Source organism: Stenotrophomonas sp. YJH_SMC_57 (genome assembly GCF_059369755.1).
On record NZ_JCAFSZ010000002.1, the window covers coordinates 154,864 to 177,466 of the forward strand.

Genomic DNA, 22,603 nt, shown 5'->3' on the forward strand with positions numbered 1-22,603 from the left:
GGATCTCCTCTGTAGCGCCGGGCCATGCCCGACGCGTTGCACTCTACCGCCTTGCGCGCTCAGCTGCGCTGCGAATCCAGCGGCTCGTGGTGCTTCTGCACGTCCTGCGCCTTCAGGTAGCTCTCGATCAGCAGCTGGTAGTTCGGGAAGATCTTCGTGTAGACCTCGGCCCACTGCTGCGCATCATCGCGGTTCCAGCTGCGCTGGATCTCCGAGGCCACCGCGGCGGTGTCCATCGGCACCACGCCGGCCTGCACCACGCGTGCCAGGGTGATCTCCTCGGCCATCTTCGAATAGGTGCCGGAGGCATCGATCACCGCGAACACCTGGTAGCCGTCGGCGACGGCGGCGATCGACGGGAAGGCCATGCACACGCTGGTGATGGTGCCGGCGATGATCAGCTGCCTGCGGCCGGTGGCCTTCACTGCGGCAACGAATTCGGGATTGTCCCAGGCGTTGATCTCACCCTTGCGCGCCACGTACTGCGCATGCGGCGCTGCGTCGTGGATCTCCGGGATCAGCGGGCCATTCGGGCCCTGCGGCACCGAGGCGGTGGTGATCACCGGCATCCGGGCCAGCGTGGCCATCTTCGCCAACGTAGTGGCGTGGGCGCGCACGGTGCTGAACGGCATGTCTGCGATGATCTGGAACAGGCCGCTCTGGTGGTCGATCAGCAGCATCGCGGCGTTGTCCGGATCGATCACCGGGCGCGCGCCGTTGAAGTTGGCGGGGGTACTCATGGTCATTCTCCTGGGGAAGGGGGCGATGGCCCGTTGGCGCGGCGGGTGATTGCCCGCCGCGCGGAAGCGCTCAGTGCGCGATCTGGCCGAAGCGGCCGCTGTTGAAGTCGTTGACCGCCTGCGCGATCTCGGCCTGGCTGTTCATCACGAACGGGCCATAGCCCACCACCGGCTCGTCGATCGGCTCGCCGCTGAGCAGCAGCAGCGTGGCGTCGCTGTCGGCATCGACGAACACGTCCGTGCCAGTGCGGTCGAAGGTGACCAGCTGTGCCTCGCCGACCGGCGGGCCGCCGTTGATCCGCACCGAGCCCTTCAGCACCACCAGCGCCAGCGTGCGGCCATCGGCCACCGGCAGTTCGGCGTGGTGGCCCTGGCGCAGGCGGATGTCCCAGACATCCATCGGCGTGTGGGTGCGCGCTGGGCCGGCGTGGCCGTCGAAGGTGCCCGCGATGACCCGCACGCGGCCAGCGCCCTCAGGCAGGTCCACCGAGGGAATCCCTGCGTCGCGCAGGGTCTGGTAGCCTGGCGCGCCCATCTTGTCCCGGGCCGGCAGGTTCACCCACAGCTGCACCATGTCCAGCGTGCCACCGCGCCGGCTGAATTCCGGCGTATGGAATTCCTCGTGGAGGATGCCCGAGGCAGCGGTCATCCACTGCACGTCGCCCGGGCCGATGGTGCCGCCGGCCCCGGTTGAATCGCGATGGGCGACTTCGCCCTCATAGACGATGGTGACCGTCTCGAAACCGCGATGCGGATGCTGGCCGACGCCACGCGGGGTGTCGCTGGGCGCAAAGCTGTACGGGCCAGCGTAGTCCAGCAGCAGGAACGGGCTCAGGTGCTGGCCGTGCGTGTTGTAGGAAAACATCGAGCGGGCGGGGAATCCGTCGCCCACCCAGTGCTGGCGGGGCGCGCTGTAGGTACCGGTGACATGCTTCATGGCGACCTCCTGGCCGGGGCTGCCGGCCGCTGTTCTTCGTTGCGTGAGACGATATCGCCGAGACAATGAGGCCGGTAGACGCCACTATTTGCCGTCATAGTCCTATCTGGTGAACAATGGACCCAAGCCTTGCGCGCAGGAATTCGCCCCGTGTTCATTGCCGATATCCGCCGCTGCGATCTCAACGACCTGTTCTACTTCGCCATGGTGGTCGAGCACGGCGGCTTCTCGCAGGCCGGCCGGGCGCTGGCGATGCCCAAGTCGAAACTGAGCCGGCGCATCGCGCTGCTGGAGGAACGTCTGGGCGTGCGGCTGATCCAGCGTTCGACGCGGCGCTTCTCGGTCACCGAGGTCGGGCAGGACTACTATCGCCATTGCAAGGCGATGCTGGTCGAGGCCGAGGCCGCTGAAGAGGCGATCGCACTGTCCCGTGCCGAGCCGCGCGGCACGGTACGCCTGGCGTGTCCGATCGCGATCCTGCACGCGCGCATCGGCCCGATGCTGGCCGACTTCCTGGCCCTGCACCCGCAGGTGACGGTGCAGCTGGAGGCCACCAACCGCCGCGTGGACGTGGTGGGCGAGGGCGTGGACGTGGCGATACGGGTGCGGCCGCCGCCGCTGGAGGACAGCGACCTGGTGGTGCGCGTGCTGGCGCGCCGCGCCTGGTGCACCAGTGCCAGCCCGGCGCTGCTGGATCAGCTCGGCACGCCGCAGGTGCCGGCCGACCTGGCGACGATGCCGAGCGTCGATCTGGCATCGCCCAGCCAGCAGCACGTCTGGGAGTACACCGGGCCCGGCGGTGTGCAGGCCAGCGTGCACCATCGCCCGCGCCTGGTCAGCGATGACATGATCGCGCTGCGCGCCGCCGCGGTTGCAGGGGTGGGGGTGTTGATGCTGCCGCGGATGATGATCAGCGAGGAGCTGGCCCGTGGTGCGCTGGTGCCGGTGTTGCCCGAGTGGGTGCCGAAGCACGGCATCGTGCACGCCGTGTTCCCGTCGCGGCGCGGACTGCTGCCGGCCGTGCGGGCGCTGCTCGATTACCTCGCCGAGCGTTTCGAGGCGTTGGATGAACCGTAGGCTCCGCATCCACGCATGGCGTGGATCCACTGGATCCGCCGCCTGGTAGATCCACGCCATGCGTGGATGATCCTGGTGCCGCGCGACGGGCCTTCGCTTGCCGCCTGCGGCCACGCAGCCCACAATTCACCTCCGGACCGTCGCCATCACGCCCATCATTCCCCGGTCCGGCCTTGGCACCTATGTCTCCCAATGCCCTGGCGCTGGTCGAGCTGTTGATCCGCGAGCGCCGTGCGTTGTCTCGCTTCATCGCGCGCTACCTCGACCCGGCCAGTACCGAGGACACCCTGCAGAACCTGTACCTGAAGGCCAGCAGCGTGCCCGGCGATCCGCCCATCCTGGAGCCGCGTGGCTATCTGTACCGGATGGCCTATCACCACGCGCTCAACCGCAGCCAGGCCGATGCCCGCGAACGGCGCGCGATGGCCGAGTACGCCGCCGACATGGCCGGGGCCGGCCACGATGGCGAGGCGCAGGCGCTGGACCAGGCACAGCTGCGTGAGATCACCCAGACCATTCTGGCGCTGCCCGGGCAGGTGCGCGAGTGCTTCGTGCTCAACCGCTACCTGGGCCTGAGCGAGCGTGAGATCGCCACGCGCCTGGGAATCTCCAAGAGCCTGGTCGGCAAGCACGTACTGCGCGCAGCGCTGTTGATCCAGCAGCACCAGCAGGGAGCACGGCGATGAACGGCGATTGCCGTGGGCAGATCGCGCCCGCCGTTGTCACAACAGGAAAGCGCACCCGTTCGCGGTGCGGCAGGCCACAACCATGACCACGTCCGAACCCTCGCCGCGTCAGGCCAGGCAGGCGTTGCGCTGGGTGATCCGGTGCAGTGCAGGCCCGCTGCCGGAACGCCAGCAACGAACCCTGCAGCGCTGGCTGCAGGCCGATCCGCGCCATGCGCTGGCCTGGCGCAAGCAGCAGGCCTTCTGGCAGGGGCTGGATGCCGCCGGGCCCGAGGTGCTGGCCGCGCTGCCCGAGTTGACGGCTGATCGCCAAGGACTGCGGCGGCTGGCGCCGCGCCGCCGCCTGCCATGGCTGCTGGCCTCGGCCGCTGCCGTGGTGTTGATGGTCGCCGCCGCACCGCAGGCAATGCTGCTGGCACGCAGCGACCTGCGCAGCAGCGATGCGCCGCGCGTGGTGCAGCTGGAAGATGGCAGCACTGCCGTGCTGGATGCCGGTACCGCGCTGGCCATCGATTTCAATGGTCAGCAACGGCACCTGCGCCTGCTGCGCGGCCAGGCCTGGTTCCAGGTGGCACACGAGGCCCGCCCGTTCCAGGTCGAGGCGGCGGGTGGCAAGGTGCATGACATCGGCACCGCGTTCAGCGTGTCGATGCAGGACAGCACGGTCACCACCCAGGTCAGCGAGGGCGCGGTCGATGTGCGCCCGGGCGATGGCAGCGTGCAGCGCCTGCATGCGGGGCAGGCACGTGTGTTCCGTGACGGGCGCTGGCTGCAACCGCTGCAGCAGGTAGGTCCCGATGGCGTAGCGCCGTGGCGGCGCGGTGAAGTGGTGATCGACGATCTGCCGGCGGCACAGGCCATTGCCGATCTGGGGCGCTACCGCCGTGCACCGGTCTGGGTGCTGGGCGGGCAGGGTGCCCGCGTGCGGGTCAGCGGCCTGTTCCACCTGCAGCACCCGGAAACGGGCATCGATGCAGTGGCTGCACAGGCCGGGTTGCGCGTGCAGCGCCTGCCCGGCGGGGCGATGGTGGTCTGGTAAAGCCCGGTTGGTGCGGCGCCGGATCGGATGCATGAAAAAAACATGAAAAATCCGTGGGCAGTCGCCGCATGCGGCTGTCTATAGAGGTATAGCCAGAGCGAAACACCGTTTTTCCTCAAGCCAGTCATGCCACCGGCACCGGATGTGCCGGCGGTTCCGCCCCGCTTGAGGAGTTCCTGTCCATGCCGTCCACGGCATCCGCCTGTCACCGTCGCGCCACCGTCCTGGCCCTGGCCATCTCCACCGTACTGCTGCCGTTGGCCGGGGTGCCGGCCGCGCAGGCGCAACCGGCGGTCGTTGCGCCGCTGCGCCAGTACGCCATTCCCGAGCAGCCGCTGGCCGACGCCGTGCGTGCGTTCGGTCGCCAGGCCGATGCCCAGGTGGTGTTCCGCAGTGACCTGGTGGAAGGCCGTCGTTCCAGTGCAGTGCAGGGCGAATACAGCCAGATGCAGGCCCTGCAGCAGCTGCTGCGCGGTAGCGGGGTGCGCGCGCAACGCGGCATGGACGGCACCTGGAGTCTGCGTGCCGCAGCGGAGGCGGGTGAAGGGGAAGGGGTGCGGGTGACCGAGACACTGGACGTGGCCGGTCGCCTGCAGTCGGAAGGGGGCGAGGCCCGTGATCGGCGCGGCTACGATGATGTGTTCGCGCTGGACCTGACCACGGCGTATTCGGGGCGCGACCGGGTGGAACGCTATCGCGGCTCCAACCCGGCCGACGTGGTCAAGGATCTGGTCGGCGTGTTCAGTGGCGATGCGCGCAACAGTGGGGCACTGGACATCAACATCCGCGGCATCCAGGGGCCGGGGCGGGTGCCGGTCAGCATCGACGGGGGCGAACAGGCGTTGACCGTCTGGCGCGGCTACAACGGCGTCAGCAACCGCAACTACATCGATCCCAACCTGATTGGTGGCATCCAGGTCATCAAGGGGCCAGGGCTGGTGCGCGATGTGCACAGCGGGATCGGTGGCGCGCTGGTGATCAAGACCATCGACGTTGACGACATTGTTGCGGCCGGCGAGCGCTTTGGCGGGGAGCTGAAGATCGAAGGCAGCAGCAATGCGGTGGCACCGCGCCTGCCGCGGCTGCATACCGGCGAGGACTACCGCACGGTACCCGGCTTCCCGCAGGGCTCGCCGAACTCGCCCTATGACGACCGCACCCTGGTGGTGCCGGTGAAGTCGCGCAGTGGCAACAACCCCTTCGATGGCGAGGACCAGGCCTGGCGCCTGGCGCTGGGCGTGCGTGGCGACAACGTCGACCTGATGGCCGCCTACGCCTGGCGCAAGCGCGGCAACTACTTCTCCGGCAGCAAGGGCAGCGGCTACTACGACCAGGACCCGCGCGAGAAGTACGAATACCAGGGCATCGACTACATCACCACGCTGGCGCGCTACTTCAAGCCGGGCGATGAAGTGCCCAACACCTCCAGCGAGCAGGAATCGTGGCTGGTCAAGGGCAGCTGGCAGATCAACGACGACCAGCAGTTGAAGGCCACCTGGCGGCGCACGCTGTCGCACTACGGCGAGATCATGCCGTCGCGGATCCTGTCCGCGCCGGACTATGGGCGCATCCAGTGGCCGCTCAGCCGCGTCGATTCGGATGCCTGGAACCTGGAGTACCGCTTCCAGCCAGCCGGCAGTCGTTGGCTGGACCTGTACGCCAACCTGTGGCGCACGGAAACGGAAAGCGACACCTACACCGCCGGTGGCTTTCCCAACTTCGCGGTGGGCAACCCGGCATGGAACCCGGACGCCAGCCCGATCCTGCGCAACACCGCGCTGGCCAACGCGCGCAACGACCGCACCGGCCTGATCCTGAGCAACCGTTTCGCACTGCATTCGACCCTGGACCTGACCGTGGGCGGCAACTGGCAGTACGAGAAGCTCGGCTCGACCGATCCGTATTTCGGTACCACCGATGGCTGGCGCATGTTCCCGCGTGCCGGGCGCCGCCAGGAGGGCGAAGGCTACCTCACCCTGGAGTGGCGTCCGGTGGACTTCCTCACCCTCAACGCAGGCGTGCGTTACAGCCGCTACTGGGCCTTCGATGATTTCCTCGAGGCGCACCCCGAGCTGCTGACCAAGGGCGTAGGTGGCAAGGAAGCGCAGTACACCGTGAACGAGTTGCTGCCCCGTCCGGCAGACCTGCAGTCACGCATCGATGCACTGGAAGCGCGCCGCGCCGTCTGGGAAAAGCGGGGCATGGGCTGGTTCATCGACCAGAGCATCCGCAACCTGCTGGCGCCGTACGAGACCCCGCGCCCGGTGCAACATACCCGGCCGTGGCTGCCCGATGCCGATGGCAACTACACGCGCGCAGGCAACCCTTGCCTCAATGGTGAAGTGGCGGCCATTCCCGGCGTGCAGCCGGTGTTTGCCGGCAGCGACCAGGTCTGCAACATCGGCAACAGCGTGCAGTCGCGGCCGGTGGATGGGCGCAACAGCCACCGGCGCGACCATGCCTGGCTACCGACCTTCTCGGCCACGGCTCACCTGTCCCCGGCCGCCCGTGCCTACGTGCGTTACAGCGAAGCAGTGCGGTTCCCGAGCATGTTCGAAAGCACCATCGCCTTTTCCGGCAGCCTCAATCCGCTGTACGCGCTCAAGCCCGAGCACGCCTACAACTACGAGATCGGCTACGTGCACAACCTGTCGGCCCTGTTCGGCAACACCGCCGATGCCGACGTCAAGCTGGCCTACTACGTGCACAAGACCCGGGACGTGATCGAGCGCGACGGCAACTTCCTGTTCGACAACATCGACAAGCAGACCATCCGCGGCATCGAGCTGCAGGCGCGCTTCGACAACCGGCGCTTCTTCACCGATCTGGGCATCACCCGCACGCTGGAAAACGAAGTGTGTGACGAGAGCACGGCGGTGCTGCTGGACGCGAACCGCGGCCTGGTGCCGAACTGCGTGCAGGACGGCTTCGTCGGTGGCTACCTGCTGACCCAGGCCATTCCCAAGCTGTCGATCAACTGGTCGCTGGGCACGCGCCTGTTCGATGAGCGCCTGGAACTGGGCAGCCGCATCGTGCACTACCAGCGCCACGAGAACCCTGACCTGCAGGCCTACCGTGACCGCCTGCTGAGCGGCGGCAGCGGCCTGCTCTGGCAGAACGTGCCGTTCACCTGGGGAAACATCACCACCGTCGATGCCTATGCGCGCTGGCGCTTCAACGAGCATGCCAGCGTCGAACTGGTCGGCAGCAACCTCGGCAACCGCTACTACGTCGATCCGGCCACACGGTCCACGCTGCCGGCGCCGGGCCGCACCCTGAAGCTCGGCGTCACCGCGCGCTTCTGATCTCCCACTTTCAAGCGTTGTACCCGTAGTTCCCTCAATCAAGGAGCAATACCATGAAAATGATCTCCCGTTCGGTTCTCGCCGTTGCCGCCTCGCTGGCTCTGGCCGGTGCCGCGCATGCTGCCGATATCGTCGGTGCCGCCAGCGCCAAGACCGATGCCGAGCTGTACGTGGCGGTGGGCGAATCGCAGGTCAATGGCGGCCCGCACCGCGCTGGCAAGGCCGGTATCGGTGTCGGCACCGTGTCCCAGGCCAAGCCGGTGGACTTCCAGGGCCTGAGCGCTTACTCGGCACCCACCACCGTCAATGGCGTGACGGTACGTACCCTGGCCATGCCGATCACCGGCGCACCGGGCAGCCACGCCGGCATGGGCCACTTCAACTTCGTCAAGGTCGGCAGTGGCGATGTCTGGTTTGGTGAATGGTCCAAGGATGGCGCCGCCGGTGGCTTCAACAACCGCCAGGTCTACTTCGTCGGTGACCGCGCCGGCACCACGCTGCCCGCCGGTGTGGCGTCCTACACCGTGGCTGGTCTGAACAAGTTCAACGGCAGCAACCTGCTGAGCGGCACGTTCGATGCCGACTTCGGTGCCGGCACCCTGGACGGTGCACTGTCCGGCAATGGCCTGAACCTGGCCATCGTTGCCAACATCAACAGTGCCGACGCATCGTTCGCCGGTTCGGCCAACGTCAATGGCAGCGTCAACGGCACCACCCAGGGCCAGTTCTTCGGCGCCAACGCCGCCACCCTGGCCGGCATCGCCACCTTCGCCGGCAACAGCCAGTACGACACCGCCTTCGGCGGCAGCAAGAACTGATTGCCACGCCCCTGACGGGGCAGGGCAGGGACAAGCCGCGATCCGCCAGTCCCTGCTTCGGCCCGCTGCATGCACCACCACGGATCGACCATGCGCCATCCCATCTTCCTTGTGATCCTGTTGCTGGCCGCTGCCGATGTGCGCGCCCAGCAGGATGACCTTCGTCGCGTGCTTGAGCAGGGCAGCGAACTGCGCCACCAGCAGCAGGACCAGCAGCGCCTGCGGCAGGCCGAGTCGGAGCGGCCGACCATCACCATCGACGGCCAGACCCTGCGCGTGGAGCGCACCGTCGACGATCTGGGCCAGGCGCTGTACCTGTCGCTGCAGCATCAGCAATGGGGCGCCGCGCAACGCTTCCTGGATGAATACATCGAACTGCCCGGCCACGACCCGTTGCTGCGCCACTACGCGCAGGGCGGCCTGGCGCGGGTAGCCGGCAACCACCGCCGCGCGGCCAACGAATACGAGGCGCTGCTGCAGGCACAACCGGATTTCCTGCCGGCCCGCCTCGAACTGGCGCGGGTCTATGCCGAAGACCAGCGCGACCGCGATGCCGTGGCGTTGTTCACGGCCATCACTGGTGGCATCAATGCCGACGACCCCGCCACCGCAGGTGTGCGCGGACGGGTGGACGCCTACCTGGCTGCGCTGCAGGCGCGCCAGCGCTGGAAAGGAGCGCTGGCCGCCGGCCCGGCATGGAGCGACAACATCAACCGAAGCTCGGCCAGCCGCACCTGCCTGTTCGGCATGGGCGAGACCTGCATCATCCAGCGCAATCTTCCCGATGCCCAACGCGCGATGGGCCTGGACTACGACGGCAACCTGGAACGTCGCTGGGCGCTGGCCGGTCATCATGGCGTCTATGTGCGCGGGCTTGCGTTCGGCCAGGCCTGGCGCGGGCACAGCGCCTACAACGAGCTCAATGCGAGTGTGCAGGCCGGCTACAGCTGGCGCAGCGCCCGGCATACCCTGCAGATCGCGCCGAGCTATGACTACCAGGGCCTGGGCAATCGAGCTCTGCAGGGCGGCAGCGGGCTGCACGGCGAATGGCAATATGCGCTGGACGCGCGCAGCCTGCTCAAGCTGGAGGCTGACTGGAAGCGCCAGCGCTATCGCCAGCGTGGCCTGGCCAGCAATTACGACGGTGAGTTGGCTGCGGTGTATGCCACCTGGTTCCGTGCGCTCAACCCGCGCTGGACCCTCTTTGCCGGACTGGACCTGAGTGACAGCCGTGCCGCCAATCCGGCCAACGGGTACCGCCAGCGAGGCCTGCGCCTGGGGGCCGCGCGCCAGTGGCCGGGTACCACCGCCACCGTGTTCGTTTCATTGCGCGAGCGTGACTACGATGCCTGGAGCCCGTTGCTGGAGGCGCGGCGCGAGGACAGCGAACAGAACCTCATCGCCATCGTGCGCAGCGAACGGCTGGCGGTCGCCGGGCTGGTGCCCAGCCTGAGCCTGCGTTACGCGCGCATCGACAGCAATGTCGGCTGGCTGTACAGCCACGACCGCAGCCTGCTCAGCCTGAAGTGGGAGCGCGCGTTCTGAGATAGAGGCCGGCAGTCTCCGCTCTTCATCGATCGTCACGTGCTCTTGTAGGCCGGATCGCGCATCCTGCCCTCGTTGCGACCGCAGGCGGGTCGCGTGCATCGAGGAGTGCAGGGCGTGCTGGAAGCCGGTAACAAACCAGAGGGCCTGAAAGGGCTGCGCGTGCTGGTGGCGGAAGATGAATTCGCCATCGCGATGTTCCTGGTCGACTACCTGGAACTGAAGGGCGCACAGGTGATCGGCCCTGCCGGTGACCTGCAGGCATTGGGGCAGCTGGTCGACACCCATCCGATCGACGTCGCACTGCTCGACATCAATCTCGGCGGCGAACAGGTCTATCCATTGGCCGATCGCCTGGCGGAGGCAGGGACGCCGTTCCTGCTCACCTCCGGTTACGACGACAACCTGCCGAGCCGTTTCGCCACGGCCCCGCGCTGCACCAAGCCCTATCACATCGAAGCCCTGGTCCAGCAGCTGGCCGGGCTTGTCGCTGCACCGCAGGCGTCTGCGGGCATCGCCTGACCGGGCTGTATGGGGCGCCGTATCGAAGGTTTCCACACCGCCGACCGGCAGGCCGGCATGCCGCCGGCGCTGCGACTGCACGCCCGACTCGATGGGATGGCTGCGCGCATTGCCCGCCATGACTGGGCGTCCACGCCCCTTGGCGGGATGGACCGCTGGCCGCCGCACCTGCGCGCCACGGTGGACCTGATGCTGGCCCACGGCTTCCCGATGATCGTGCTGTGGGGCGAGCAGCTGGTGCAGCTCTACAACGACGGCTATGCCGAGATCCTCGCCGACAGGCATCCGGCCGGGCTCGGCCAGCCGACCCGCGAGTGCTGGCCCGAGGTCTGGCACATCAATGGGCCGCTCTATACCCGGGTCTGGCAGGGCGAAACCCTCACCTTCGAGGACAAGCTGTATCCGTTGGCCAGGCACGGCCGCCTGGAGGATGTCTGGTTCACCATCACCTACAGCCCGATCCGCGGCGAGGAAGGGCGCATCAACGGCGTGCTGGTGACCATGTTCGAGACCACCGCCGCGCATCTGGCACAGGCCGCACGCGAGCGCGAAGAACTGCGTCGGCGCGAGAGCGAGCGTCGCCTCGAGCTGGCCTTCAGGATGTTGCCGGTGGGGTTGTGCATTGTCGATCTGGACGGTCGCATGCTGTTGTCCAACGACCAGATGCGCGCCTATCTGCCTACCGGCAAGGTGCCCTCGGCCGATGCAGACAACCAGCACCGCTGGCGGGGCTGGCACGCCGACGGCAGCGCGATCGGGCCCAATGATTTCGCCATTGCCAGGGCGATGCGCGGTGAAACCGTGGTGCCGGGGCTGGAGTTCCAGTACCTGCATGACGATGGGCGCGCGCGCTGGACGCGGGTTGCCGCTGCGCCGTTGCGCGATGCCGATGGCGAGGTCAGCGGCGTGTTCGCCATTGCCGTGGACATCGACGACCTCAAGCGCGCCACCGAGCGCCAGTCGGTGCTGCTGGCCGAACTGCAACACCGGGTGCGCAACATCATGTCGACCATCCACGCCCTTGCCTGGCGCACCCGCGCGTCGGTCGGCAGCGTGGATGAATATGCCGAGCGCCTGTGCGGGCGCCTGATGTCGCTGGCGCGTACCCAGAGCCTGCTGACCCGCGGCGCCAACGCCGGGGTCTGCCTGCGCGGCATGCTCAACGAGGAAATCGCGGCGGAGACGCCGTCGATGGCCGCCTACTGCCTGCAGGGCGAGGATGTGCTGCTGCCGCCCAAGGCGGCCGAAGTGCTGTCGCTGGCCATCCATGAGCTGGCCACCAATGCACTCCGGCATGGTGCGCTGAGCCATGACAGCGGCCGCGTCGAGGTGTCCTGGCATCTTCAGGTACAGGATGAACACCCCTGGCTGGGCCTGCACTGGTGCGAGCGCCATGCCGAAGTAGAGGGCTGGGCGCTGCCCCGGCAGCGCGGCCTGGGCCGTACCCTGATCGAGCAGCGCGTGCCGTATGAACTGGCCGGGACTGGCGAGCTGCGCTTCAGCCCACAGGGGCTGGATGCCTGGATCCGGTTCCCGCTGCGCGAGCGCGACAGCCTGCTGCAGACCGATGCGCCGCAGCCCGGGCCGGCCCGGTGAAACCCGGTTTATCCCCAATTTGGCCAAATTGGGTATAGTGGCCATAGTCCACCTCTACCCGGAGCTGTGCCATGACCCTGCCGCTGGATCTGCCCGGCCTTGAAAAGGCACCGGCCTCGTCGGTGAAGACCCGCGGTTGGCCGAGCCTGATGCGCACCGTGCGCGAGAAGCAGGCGCTGGTCATCACCAACCACAACCACCCCGAAGCGGTGATCGTGGACATCCGTACCTACCAGGAACTGCTGGCCAAGGCGGCCGGCGGTGATGCCGGTGAACGCAGCGAACAGCTGATGCGCCTGCGCAGCGAGTTCGACCAGACCCTGGCCGGCCTGCAGCGCGGCGAGGGGCTGGGCAAGGTGCTGGGCCAGCCGATCCGTCGCGGCCGCAAGGTCACCCTCGGCCGTCCGCTCTGACCGATGGGGCGGATCCTGGTGCTGGCCGGCGTCAATGGCGCCGGCAAGAGTTCGCTGCTGGGCACCTGGCTGGAGGCCGAAGGGCTGAGCTGGTTCAACCCGGATTCGTTCACCCGGCGCCTGGTGGAAGCTGGCTGGCCGTTGCCCGAGGCCAACGCCGAAGCCTGGCAGGAAGGCACCCGTCGCCTGCGCCAGGCGATGGCCGACGGCACCGACTTCGCTTTCGAGACCACGCTGGGCGGCAACACCATTCCGCGCCTGCTGCGCGAGGCCTGCGAACGGCACCACGTCGCGATCTGGTTCTGTGGCCTGGCCAACGTCGAGCTGCACATCGCCCGCGTGGCCGCGCGGGTGGCTGCTGGTGGTCACGACATTCCGGTCGAGAAGATCCGCGCGCGTTTTGATTCCGCGCGCGAGAACCTGCTGGACCTGCTGCCGCACCTGGCCGAACTGCATGTCTACGACAACAGCGCCCCGGCCGATGCCGAGGGCTGTGTCGAACCGCTGCCGGTGCTGGCAATGGCGCAGGGCCAGCTGCAATACCCGGTGTCGGTGGCCGAACTGCTGCACACCCCGGACTGGGCCAAGCCCATCGTGATGCGCGCGATGGAATTGAACGCCACACCGTAGATCCACGTTATTCGTGGATCGCGTTTCGCGCTGGGCCTCAGGCCGGCTTCCCCTGCTCGGGCTCCGCAACGTCGGGCAACGGCGGCAAGCTCGGGTCCACGGTCACCGGCGCGTCGCTCTTCAACAGCGCGGCCGCTTCCTTGTCGCTGCCCACGGCCGGCGGTGAACCGCGCAGCGGCAGGCCGGCGGTTTCCTTCACGAACAGCATGGTCACCAGGCCGATCACCGCCGCGCCCATCAGGTAGTAGGCCGGCACCAGCGGATCGCCGGTACGCTCCACCAGCCACGCGGTCACCAGCGGCGTGGTGCCACCGAACAGCGACACCGACACGTTGAAGGCGATCGACAGCGCGCTGTAGCGCACGGGGGTATAGAACAGCGCCGGCAGCGTGGACGGCATCGAACTGGTGAAGCACACCAGCGCCAGGCCCAGCAGCATCAGGCCCAGGAAGATCATCCAGTCGTTGCCGCTGCCAACCAGCAGCAGGCACGGCACCGCCAGCACCAGCAGCGCGATGCACGCACCGATGATCATCGGGCGGCGGCCCAGCTTGTCACTGAACAATCCGCCGACGATGTTCAGCGGCATCATCACCAGCATCACGATGATGATCAGCAGCAGGCCCTTGCTCTCGGCATAGCCCATGGTGACGCTGAGGTAGCTGGGCATGTAGGTCAGCAGCATGTAGTCGGTGACGTTGAACACCAGCACCAGGCCCATGCACACCAGCAGCTGGCGGCCGTGCACCTGGAACAACGCGCCCAGCCCGGGCCGGTCATGTTCGCGCTTCTCCGCTTCCTCGGCGAAGGCGCGGAACGCAGGGGTTTCCTCCAGCTTCATGCGCATATACAGGCCGAGCAGGCCCAGCGGGCCGGCCACCAGGAACGGAATGCGCCAGCCCCAGTCCAGCATCTGCTCGCTGCTCAACAGCATGTGCAGTGCGGTGACGGTGCCGGCGCCGGCGATGTAGCCGCCCAGCGTGCCGAACTCCAGCCAGCTGCCCATCAGGCCACGGTTGCGGTCGGTGGAGTACTCGGCGATGAAGGTGGCTGCACCGCCATATTCACCGCCGGTGGAAAAGCCCTGCACCACGCGCGCCAGCAGCAACAGCACCGGCGCCCAGATGCCGATGCGCTCGTAGGAGGGAATCAGGCCGATGGCAAAGGTACCCAGCGCCATCAGGATCATGGTGAACGCCAGCACTTTCTGGCGGCCGTAACGATCGCCCAACGGGCCGAACACCAGGCCGCCCAGCGGCCGCACCAGGAATGCCACGGTGAAGGTGGCGAAGGCCGCGATCACCTGTGCGGTGGGATTGCTGGAGGGGAAGAACACCTGGCCGATGGTGACGGCCAGATAGCCGTACACACCGAAATCGAACCACTCCATGGCATTGCCCAGTGCAGCGGCGCCGACGGCGCGCTTGAGCATGGGCTTGTCGACAACGGTGATCTCATCGACCTTCAGGTGGCGGCGGCGTTTGAACCAGCCGAAATGAGCATGTGAATCGGGGGTGTCCTGCATGGAGGCTCCCTGTCAGGTGGGGGAATGAGCGATGGGTGTGTTCCGGAAACAGGTGCAGGCGCGATGCCACGCGCACGGCACGGCACCGCCGCAGGGGCGGAAACACGGAAACGGGATCACCGCGGCAGCGCAGTCAGCGGCCGGGTGTCACATCAGCGTGGGGAATGCAGGCAGAAGGGCCTGCGGGCGTCAGCCGCCAGGATCCAGCGCGAGGCGATGGAAATGCTGGGCGGGAACATGCGTGGCAAGCGAAGCGCCGGTCGGCAGTGCTTCCCACGTAACAGGTGCGCCCGTCACGTAGTGGGTCGTGTCGATCATCCGTTCATCATAACGGCATCGGTGTGAGCGTGCAGCGAAGCGGCCTGATCTGCACGCTGTGTTCCATCGCGCCTGTTCATCTGCAGCGCACCTGTGATGACATGCGTTGAACGAACTGTGGCCGCGCCGCTCACGCACGGCTGGCTACGGTGCAGGTGAACGCACTCCACAAGGAACATCGCATGACCCGTCGCATTCCCGAAGGCACCCTCATCATCGTCGCCGATGGTGGTTCTGCCCGCGTGTTCACCAACGTTGGCAACGAGCATCAACTCAGCTTGAAGCAGGAAGGTGAGCTGCGCCTGCAGGACATCAGCGAGCAGGGCATCTCGGGGCAGGGGCCGGCCGGCGCGGTGCCGAAGGACATGTCGATCTCGCAGCTCAATGAAGCCACCTTCGCCAAGCAGGTCGCCGAGCAGCTCAACGACGATGCGCTGAACAACCGCTACGCGCACCTGGTGCTGGTGGCCGACCCGACCACGCTGGGCCGCATCCGGCCGCTGCTGCACAAGGAAGTTCAGTCGCGCCTGCTGGGTGATATCGCCAAGGATCTGACCAACGCACCGTTGGCCGATATCCAGAAGGCGCTGGCGGCGTAACGCACATGCCGTTCATGCGTGATCACCTCTCGGTAGAGCCGGCCCATGCGGATGTGGAAGCACAGCCGGGCTGGCAACTGCTGGAGTTCGGCGCACCGTGGTGCGGCCACTGCCAAGCCGCACAGGCGGCGCTGCAGGCCTTCGTGGATGCCAACGATCTGGTGCATTGGAAAATCGAGGATGGCAAGGGCAAGCCGCTGGGCCGTGCGTTCAAGGTGAAGCTGTGGCCGACCGCCGTGCTGCTGCATGACGGCCACGAGGTGGCACGGGTGGTGCGGCCGTTGGACAGTGCCGACCTGGCAACCCTGCAGGCGGCACTGCCAGATTGACTGCAGCTGCTCGATCAGCTCGGTGTCGGTGGCCGCATCGCCCTTGAACGACAACTCCTAGGCGTCACCCCACAGCATTTCGGGTGGGCGAGCACCTGCAGGGTTTCCATGCGCGATGCCTGCATCGTGATAGGTGGAGGTGGCGGACCATCGGCAGCGCGGCTGGTAAGTGTCTGAGTCTTCCTTCCGGATCAGTGAAGCGTCACCTTCTCCGCCTCCTCACGCAGCGCCTGCAGCAGGCATCGCCCGTGCTGGCTCAGCATGATCATCGCCATGGCAATCTGCTTCGGGTTGTAGCCCATCGGCGCGGGTGGCTTCGGCTCCGGGCCGTACTGCTCGCCGATGAGGATGGCCATGCCCTCGGCGCTGTTGAAGGCCTGTTCGATGCGATGGAGCAGCGACTCCATGGCCGGGCTGAGCGGACGTTCGTGGATCATGCGGGAACTCCCTGGGTGTGATGGCCACCGCGAGGGTGGCGGGCAGTGCCCGTCGCATTTATGACGAGCGATGTCTGTCCCTCTTTCTTTTCGGGGGTTCCAATCCCGGCAGCGGTATGTCCGCTGCGGCGCCATCCTGCACAGCTCATGGCGCGACGCGCCAATTGATGTGTCGTCTTGTTTCGCCCTCTGCAAAAGGCGTGGTCTTTCAGAGGGGAGGTTATGGACAACAATTGACGCATAGCAGTCAGCTGATGAAGAGGTAGGCGACAAGCCTATGAGCCGATTCGTCACGCGGCCATGCAATTAAGTGCAAACCGACGCGCCAATCCCGACGGCCGCACTGCAGCATGCGACATGGCTATGCCGGTGCTAGCATCCGGCCATCGCCTGAATCGATCCAAATGCCGATGCCCACGCTGGACCGTCGTTTCCTGATCGCCGTTGCCGCCACTGCCATGCTGGCTTCCGGCGCCGCGTTGGCCGCCACGCCGATATCCGCTGCAGAGCGCGCCTACGCGGCGGTCGACCCGTTCATCGGTACCGGCGGCGAAGGCCACACCTATCCCGGTGCCACGGTGCCGTTCGGCATGGTCCAGCTCAGCCCGGATACGCGCATCCAGCCGCGCGAAAAGGCCTATGGCTGGGCGGCCGGCTACCGTTACGACGACAGCAGCATCGTCGGTTTCTCGCACACGCATTTTTCCGGCACCGGCCATTCCGATCTGGGCGACATCCTGCTGATGCCGTTCACCGGTACGCCGGGGCTGGAGCGCGGCGATCCGGAAAAGCCGCGCAGCGGTTATGCCTCGCGCTTCCGCCACGACGATGAGAAGGCCGAGCCGGGCTACTACGCGGTCACCCTGGATGATTACAAGGTGCGCGCCGAGCTGACCACCAGTGCGCGGGTGGGCGTGCATCGCTATGCGTTCCCGAAGGGCACCGAGGCCAAGGTGCTGCTGGACATGCGTACCAGCATGTACGACTACCCGGGCAAGGTGCTGTGGTCGCGGGTGCGGGTGCGCGCCGATGGCACGGTGACCGGCTTCCGCGAAACCCGCGGCTGGGCGCCGGGCCGCCAGCTGTACTTCGCGATGCGTTTCTCGCGTCCGCTGGCCGGGCATGAACTGCACAACACCGAGCAGGACATCGTCTACAAGGGCTTTCCGCCGCCGGGCGAGAAGAACCCGGCGCAGCGTGCGCAGATCGAGGGTCGTCAGCTGGTCGGCACGTTCGCCTTCGGCAAGCTGGACGCGCCACTGGTGGTGAAGGTGGCCATTTCGCCGGTCAGCGAGGCCGGCGCCATCGCCAACCTCGACGCCGAAGTGGCGGACTTCGATTTCGACCGCGTGCGTGCGCAGGCCAAGCAGGAATGGACGCAGGCGTTGTCGGTGCTCGATATCGAGGCGCCGGAACATGCACGCCGCAGCGCCTACACCGCGCTGTACCACACGATGCTGGGGCCGACGCTGTTCATGGATGCCGACGGCCAGTACCGCGGCTCGGACAACGCCGTGCACAAGGCAGAGGGCTACACGAATTACTCCACGTTTTCGCTGTGGGACACCTACCGTGCGCTGCATCCGTTGCTGACCCTGGTACAGCCGGAGAAGCGCAACAGCGACTTCGTCAATTCCATGCTCGCCCACCACGACCACAGCCCGTACGGCATGTTGCCGGTGTGGTCGTTCCACGGCCTGGAAGACTGGTGCATGATCGGCTACCACGCGGTGCCGGTGATCGCCGATGCGTACGTGAAGGGTATCCGCGGCTTCGACGCCGACAAGGCGCTGAAGGCGATGGTCGAGACCGCGAACTACGGTCCCTATGACGGCATCGCGCAGTATCGCGAGCTGGGCTATGTGCCGATCGACGAGGAAGGCGAAGCAGCCAGCAAGACACTGGAGTACGCCTTCGACGACTGGACCATCGCGCGCATGGCGCAGGCCATGGGCAAGGCCGATGTTGCGGCCACCTTCGACAAGCGCGCCGGCAACTGGCGCAACGCCTTCGACAAGGACACCGGCTTCATGCGCGCACGCAAGCGCGATGGCAGCTTCCGCACGCCGTTCGACCCCAGTGCCAGCGGCTACGGCACCGATTACACCGAAGGCAATGCCTGGCAGTATTCCTGGTATGTGCCGCAGGACGTGGCCGGCCTGGCCGCTGCACACGGGGGCAGCGACAAACTGCTTGCGCGGCTGGATGAGGTTTTCAATGCCAAGGTCGATCCGTCCATCTTCGAGCACATGGAAGACATCACCGGCTTGATCGGCTGGTACGCGCACGGCAACGAACCCAGCCATCACGTGGCCTACCTGTATGCGTATGCCGGCCAGCCGTGGCGCACGCAGGCGCGCCTGAAGCAGATCATGGACACCCAGTACGCCGATCGCCCCGACGGGTTGGCCGGTAACGATGACGTCGGCCAGATGTCGGCGTGGTACGTGTTCACCGCGCTGGGCTTCTATCCGGTGGCGCCGGGTTCGGGCGAGTACATCCTGGGCCGTCCGTTCCTGCCCAGGACCGCGATGCGTCTGCCGAACGGCAAGACCTTCACCATCGTGGCCGACGGGCTGGACGACAAGCACACCTACGTGGGCAGCGTGAGCCTCAACGGCACGCCATTGCAGCGCACGTTCCTGCGCCACGACGAGATCCTGGCCGGTGGCGAACTGCGCTTCAGCATGCAGGCCGAGCCGAACAAGGACTGGCCGGGGCAGGGCGCGCAGGCGCCGTATTCGATGACCCGGTGATGCGCACTGGGGCGGCGTGGGGCGATCCCCGCTTCTGGTAGGTGCAAACTTGGTTGGCGCGCGGGAGGTCAACATCGCCAACCAAGGTTGGCCTCTACCGGAATCCGATCGCTGCGGGCCGTGGGTATCCGCGATGCATCGCCCAGATGCCTGTGATGCGTACTGGCTCGACATGGGGTGATTCCCGCTTCTGGTAGGTGCCAACCTTGGTTGGCACGCGGGAGGTCAACATCGCCAACCAAGGTTGGCCTCTACCGGAACCTGATCGCTGCGGGCCGTGGATGTCCGCGATGCATCGCCCGGATACGTGTCGCGATCTGCATGATTTGTCGAGTGCGGATCAGGATTCTACGGAAGGACTCACCCCGGAATCGGTGACGCAGCGTCGCCGCCGGACCGCTCCAGGCCACATTCATAGCATTCCGATTTCAACCCGCTCATCCCGTTGCTAGGGTCCTGCGCACAGAAGTGCGCCAGGGTGGTGCACGGGGTGTAGGTCTATGCACACGTTGCATGCGCATGAGGATGCAGCGCTGCTGCACCGGTTTGAACTGCCCGCGGCAGGTGCTCTGGTGGTGGAGCGCTGGCACGGACGCGAGGCGCTGTCGGAAGGTCTGGATTACCACATCGATGTACTTGGGGCGCACGCGGATGCGGCCTGCGAACACTGGCTGGGCCGGCCTGCAACGCTGTACACGCGCGACGCGCAGGGGTGTGACATTCCTCGGTCGGGGCTGGTGCGCGAGGTACGTCGGCTGGACGGCGATCGCACGTTCACCCGCTACCGTATCCGCCTTGCCGCATGGACCTGGTGGCTGGGCCAGCAGCGCAACAGCCGCGTCTTCCGTGACGCAACCGTCAGGCAGATCGTGGATGCCGTGTTCGCCGAGCATCAGGCACGTGCCTGCTGGCACTGGAGCGATGATGCACGGGTCCGCCTGGACGCCCTGCCGCCGCGTCACTACTGCGTGCAGTACCGCCAGTCGGATATGGATTTCGTGGCCTGCCTATTGGCCGAAGAAGGCATCGGCTGGCGTGTCGAGGCGGACGCGGAGGCGCCCGCGCTGCATCGCATCGTGCTGTTCTTCGACAGCGTGGCCTTGCCGCAGGATCCGCTGTCGGCACGCGACGGCGCGCTGCGCTTCCACCGTGGCCACGCGGCCGAGCAGGAAGACAGCGTAGTGCAGCTGGCCCGGCATGCGCGGCTGGGCCCGCGCCGGTTGAGCATGGCCAGCGATGACTATCTGCAGGACCGCACGCTGACGGTCCAGTTGCCGATGGAAGGCGGCGGCCATTCAACTGTCGAGCAGTATCTGGCGTGCGGCGCCCAGGCCTTCGAGTCGCATGCGGAAGGCGAGCGTCGCGCCGTGCTTGCGGTTCAACGCCACGAAGCGGACCGGCAGGGATGGCAGGGCATTGCCACGGTGCGCTGCCTGGCCGCCGGCACGTGGTCCAGCATCAGCCAGTGGTCACCGCAGCAGACGCCCGAGCTGCTGCTCGCCTCGGTGGAGCATGCCGGGGTCAACGCCTTGCCTGCGCGGCTGCGCCAGCATCGTCCGGTGCAAGCCCGGCAGCGTGATGGGGTCCTGCCCGACGCACTGCAGCGGAATGCCCAGCAGCTGGGTTATGCGGCCGCATTCCATGCCGTTGACCGCCAGCGCCCCTGGCGGCCGCGCGCACCGGAACAGGAGGGCGAAGCCCAGGTGGTGGGCCGGCAGACGGCCATCGTGATCGGTCCTGACGATCGCACCGGGGTAGCCGAAGGCGATCAGGTGCACGCTGACGCGCTCGGGCGGATCCGCGTGCGCTTTCCGCTGATGGATGCAACCGGCAGGCCGGCGCACAGCGCATGGTTGCGCGTGGCGCAGCGGTTTGCGGGCCCGGGGGTGGGCAGCCAGTTCCTGCCGCGCGTGGGCCAGGAAGTGCTGGTGGGCTTTCTGGAAGGGGATGTGCAACGCCCGATCGTACTGGGTGCCCTGTACAACGGACGCGGTGAGAACGATCCATCGCTGCACGCGCAGGCCTGCGATACGCGCGTCGGCGGCACCGGCAACCTTGCCGGTGGCAACGCGCCGGCCTGGCACGCAGCGGGTGCTGGCGAGCAGGCGCATCGCCATCCTGGTGCGCTGTGGGGTATCAGCTCCCGCGAGTGGGGTGGTGAAGGCGGCACTACGCTCCAGTTCGACGACACCGACCACCAGCTCCGCCTGCAATTGGCCACAACACAGGCCAGCACCCAGTTGAACCTGGGCCACGTCATCCATCAACGCGGCAATTATCGTGGCAGCCTGCGTGGGCAGGGTTTCGAGCTGCGCAGCGACGCGGCGGGCGTGGTGCGCAGCGAGCGCGGCCTGTGGCTTGGTGCGTATCCGGCAGGGGCTGCCCAGCCCGCAGGTACGGCGGTGCAGGCCGGCGCGTTGCTGGCCCAGTGTGGGACGCTGGCCGCTGCGTTCGGCCAAAGCGCTCGCCTGCACGGTACTGCCGGGCTACATGCGTCGACTGCGTTGACGCCCCTGCGCGATGCGGCAATGGGCGTGGTTGCGGCCGATGACTTCGGCCGGGCGCATGTTGCTGCCGGTGACGCAGCTGCAGCCGGTGGTGTCCCGCATTGCACGGCACCCCTGCTGGGCATGGTGGCGCCACGCAAGGCGCTGGTGGCGGGGCAGGGTGTGTTCTGGCAGGCCGGGCAAAGCCTGCTTCTGGGGGCAGGCGCTGCCGGGCAGGCCGTGGTGAAAGGCCACGCGCGGCTTCATGCGTCGCAGTCTGTCGGCGTGTTGGCTTCGGCCTCTGCTTCTGGCAGTGCGTCCGGCATGACCATCGCTGCCGGGCAACAGCCGGTCGACATCCAAGCGCAGGGCGACGCGGTGAAGCTGCAGTCGCGGCAATCACAGCGCCTGGCCAGTGCGCATGCGGCGGTCGAACTGGCTGCGGGACGTGCGTTGGTCATACAGATAGAAGGCGGTGCCAGCCTGACGATCGAAGGCGGCAACATCCAGTTCAACTGCCCGGGAACCCTGACGGTGCACGCGGGCCAACACAGCTTCATCGGTCCGGCGTCCCTGGCCTATCCGCTGCACACGCTGGGCGCCGCACCCTGCCGTGCCCGCTTCCTTGTACGCGACCACGCCGGTGCACCGCTGGTGGGGGCGGCCTACTCGATGCAGCTGCCTGATGGCCGCTGGCTGAGTGGAAACACCGACGGCGACGGACTCACCGAGGAGGTCGTCACCGATGGCCCGGAGAAGGTGGGCCTATTCGTGGATGACGAACGGCACGAAGGCTACCTGCGCGACGCAGGCAACAGCTGAGCGGGTCAGAAGAAAGGAATCTG

19 protein-coding genes are annotated in these 22,603 nt (G+C 67.1%); 14 read left to right on the forward strand and 5 right to left on the reverse strand.

Going from position 1 to position 22,603, the window contains the following annotated elements:
• Window positions 1-59: 59 nt before the first annotated feature.
• Both AC5P7U_RS02770 and AC5P7U_RS02775 read right to left on the reverse strand, forming a co-directional pair.
• Window positions 60-740, reverse strand: a complete 681-nt coding sequence (locus AC5P7U_RS02770; protein WP_197564046.1) for an isochorismatase family protein — start codon at window positions 738-740, stop codon at window positions 60-62.
• A gap of 70 nt (window positions 741-810) precedes the next feature.
• On the reverse strand, window positions 811-1,677 hold the full coding sequence (locus tag AC5P7U_RS02775; protein ID WP_197564086.1) for a pirin family protein: 867 nt from the start codon (window positions 1,675-1,677) through the stop codon (window positions 811-813).
• 150 nt (window positions 1,678-1,827) lie between these two features.
• On the opposite strand from AC5P7U_RS02775, the gene AC5P7U_RS02780 reads away from it, so the two are divergent.
• The 10 genes from AC5P7U_RS02780 to AC5P7U_RS02825 all read left to right on the forward strand — a co-directional run bounded on the left by AC5P7U_RS02780 (window position 1,828) and on the right by AC5P7U_RS02825 (window position 13,308).
• The gene (locus AC5P7U_RS02780) at window positions 1,828-2,754 is read left to right on the forward strand and encodes a LysR family transcriptional regulator (RefSeq protein ID WP_006448628.1); all 927 of its coding nucleotides are present in this window, start codon (window positions 1,828-1,830) and stop codon (window positions 2,752-2,754) included.
• A 182-nt stretch (window positions 2,755-2,936) separates the two neighbouring features.
• On the forward strand, window positions 2,937-3,440 hold the full coding sequence (locus AC5P7U_RS02785) for an RNA polymerase sigma factor (protein ID WP_006448626.1): 504 nt from the start codon (window positions 2,937-2,939) through the stop codon (window positions 3,438-3,440).
• Between the two features lie 82 nt (window positions 3,441-3,522).
• Window positions 3,523-4,479: a FecR family protein gene (locus AC5P7U_RS02790; RefSeq protein WP_197564085.1), complete on the forward strand. Its 957-nt coding sequence runs from the start codon at window positions 3,523-3,525 to the stop codon at window positions 4,477-4,479.
• A 182-nt stretch (window positions 4,480-4,661) separates the two neighbouring features.
• Window positions 4,662-7,784 carry a TonB-dependent receptor gene (locus AC5P7U_RS02795; protein ID WP_495220772.1) on the forward strand — a complete coding sequence of 1,041 codons (3,123 nt, stop codon included), beginning with the start codon at window positions 4,662-4,664 and terminating at the stop codon, window positions 7,782-7,784.
• 53 nt (window positions 7,785-7,837) lie between these two features.
• Entirely contained in the window at window positions 7,838-8,602 is a 765-nt protein-coding gene (locus tag AC5P7U_RS02800) for a Slam-dependent surface lipoprotein (protein ID WP_006448604.1), read from the forward strand.
• Between the two features lie 90 nt (window positions 8,603-8,692).
• Window positions 8,693-10,147 (forward strand): surface lipoprotein assembly modifier, encoded by a 1,455-nt coding sequence (locus tag AC5P7U_RS02805; protein WP_197564084.1) that lies wholly within the window; start codon window positions 8,693-8,695, stop codon window positions 10,145-10,147.
• A gap of 117 nt (window positions 10,148-10,264) precedes the next feature.
• Window positions 10,265-10,669, forward strand: a complete 405-nt coding sequence (locus AC5P7U_RS02810) for a response regulator (RefSeq protein WP_006448602.1) — start codon at window positions 10,265-10,267, stop codon at window positions 10,667-10,669.
• A 9-nt stretch (window positions 10,670-10,678) separates the two neighbouring features.
• Window positions 10,679-12,265, forward strand: coding sequence for a sensor histidine kinase (locus AC5P7U_RS02815; protein ID WP_006448600.1), 1,587 nt, complete (start codon window positions 10,679-10,681; stop codon window positions 12,263-12,265).
• 71 nt (window positions 12,266-12,336) lie between these two features.
• On the forward strand, window positions 12,337-12,678 hold the full coding sequence (locus tag AC5P7U_RS02820; RefSeq protein WP_006448599.1) for a type II toxin-antitoxin system prevent-host-death family antitoxin: 342 nt from the start codon (window positions 12,337-12,339) through the stop codon (window positions 12,676-12,678).
• Window positions 12,679-12,681: 3 nt separating this feature from the next.
• A complete protein-coding gene (locus AC5P7U_RS02825; RefSeq protein ID WP_006448597.1) occupies window positions 12,682-13,308 on the forward strand; it encodes an ATPase in 627 nt (208 codons plus the stop codon).
• A gap of 37 nt (window positions 13,309-13,345) precedes the next feature.
• On the opposite strand, the gene proP is transcribed toward AC5P7U_RS02825, so the two are convergent.
• Both proP and AC5P7U_RS02835 read right to left on the reverse strand, forming a co-directional pair.
• Complete coding sequence (gene proP, locus AC5P7U_RS02830; RefSeq protein WP_006448595.1) at window positions 13,346-14,833, reverse strand: glycine betaine/L-proline transporter ProP; 1,488 nt, start codon at window positions 14,831-14,833, stop codon at window positions 13,346-13,348.
• A 189-nt stretch (window positions 14,834-15,022) separates the two neighbouring features.
• A complete protein-coding gene (locus AC5P7U_RS02835) occupies window positions 15,023-15,151 on the reverse strand; it encodes a hypothetical protein (RefSeq protein WP_258010884.1) in 129 nt (42 codons plus the stop codon).
• 182 nt (window positions 15,152-15,333) lie between these two features.
• Here AC5P7U_RS02835 and AC5P7U_RS02840 point away from each other — a divergent pair, with 182 nt between their 5' ends.
• A complete protein-coding gene (locus AC5P7U_RS02840) occupies window positions 15,334-15,750 on the forward strand; it encodes a host attachment family protein (protein WP_053449896.1) in 417 nt (138 codons plus the stop codon).
• Window positions 15,751-15,755: 5 nt separating this feature from the next.
• Entirely contained in the window at window positions 15,756-16,079 is a 324-nt protein-coding gene (locus AC5P7U_RS02845) for a thioredoxin family protein (RefSeq protein ID WP_308307993.1), read from the forward strand.
• A gap of 191 nt (window positions 16,080-16,270) precedes the next feature.
• Here the strand turns inward: AC5P7U_RS02845 and AC5P7U_RS02850 are convergent, their stop codons facing one another.
• Window positions 16,271-16,516, reverse strand: coding sequence for a hypothetical protein (locus AC5P7U_RS02850; RefSeq protein ID WP_006448588.1), 246 nt, complete (start codon window positions 16,514-16,516; stop codon window positions 16,271-16,273).
• Window positions 16,517-16,920: 404 nt separating this feature from the next.
• Between AC5P7U_RS02850 and AC5P7U_RS02855 the strand changes: the two genes are divergently transcribed.
• Both AC5P7U_RS02855 and AC5P7U_RS02860 read left to right on the forward strand, forming a co-directional pair.
• On the forward strand, window positions 16,921-19,272 hold the full coding sequence (locus AC5P7U_RS02855; protein ID WP_414555038.1) for a GH92 family glycosyl hydrolase: 2,352 nt from the start codon (window positions 16,921-16,923) through the stop codon (window positions 19,270-19,272).
• A 500-nt stretch (window positions 19,273-19,772) separates the two neighbouring features.
• Window positions 19,773-22,580: a type VI secretion system Vgr family protein gene (locus AC5P7U_RS02860; RefSeq protein ID WP_414555884.1), complete on the forward strand. Its 2,808-nt coding sequence runs from the start codon at window positions 19,773-19,775 to the stop codon at window positions 22,578-22,580.
• Window positions 22,581-22,603 lie beyond the last annotated feature (23 nt).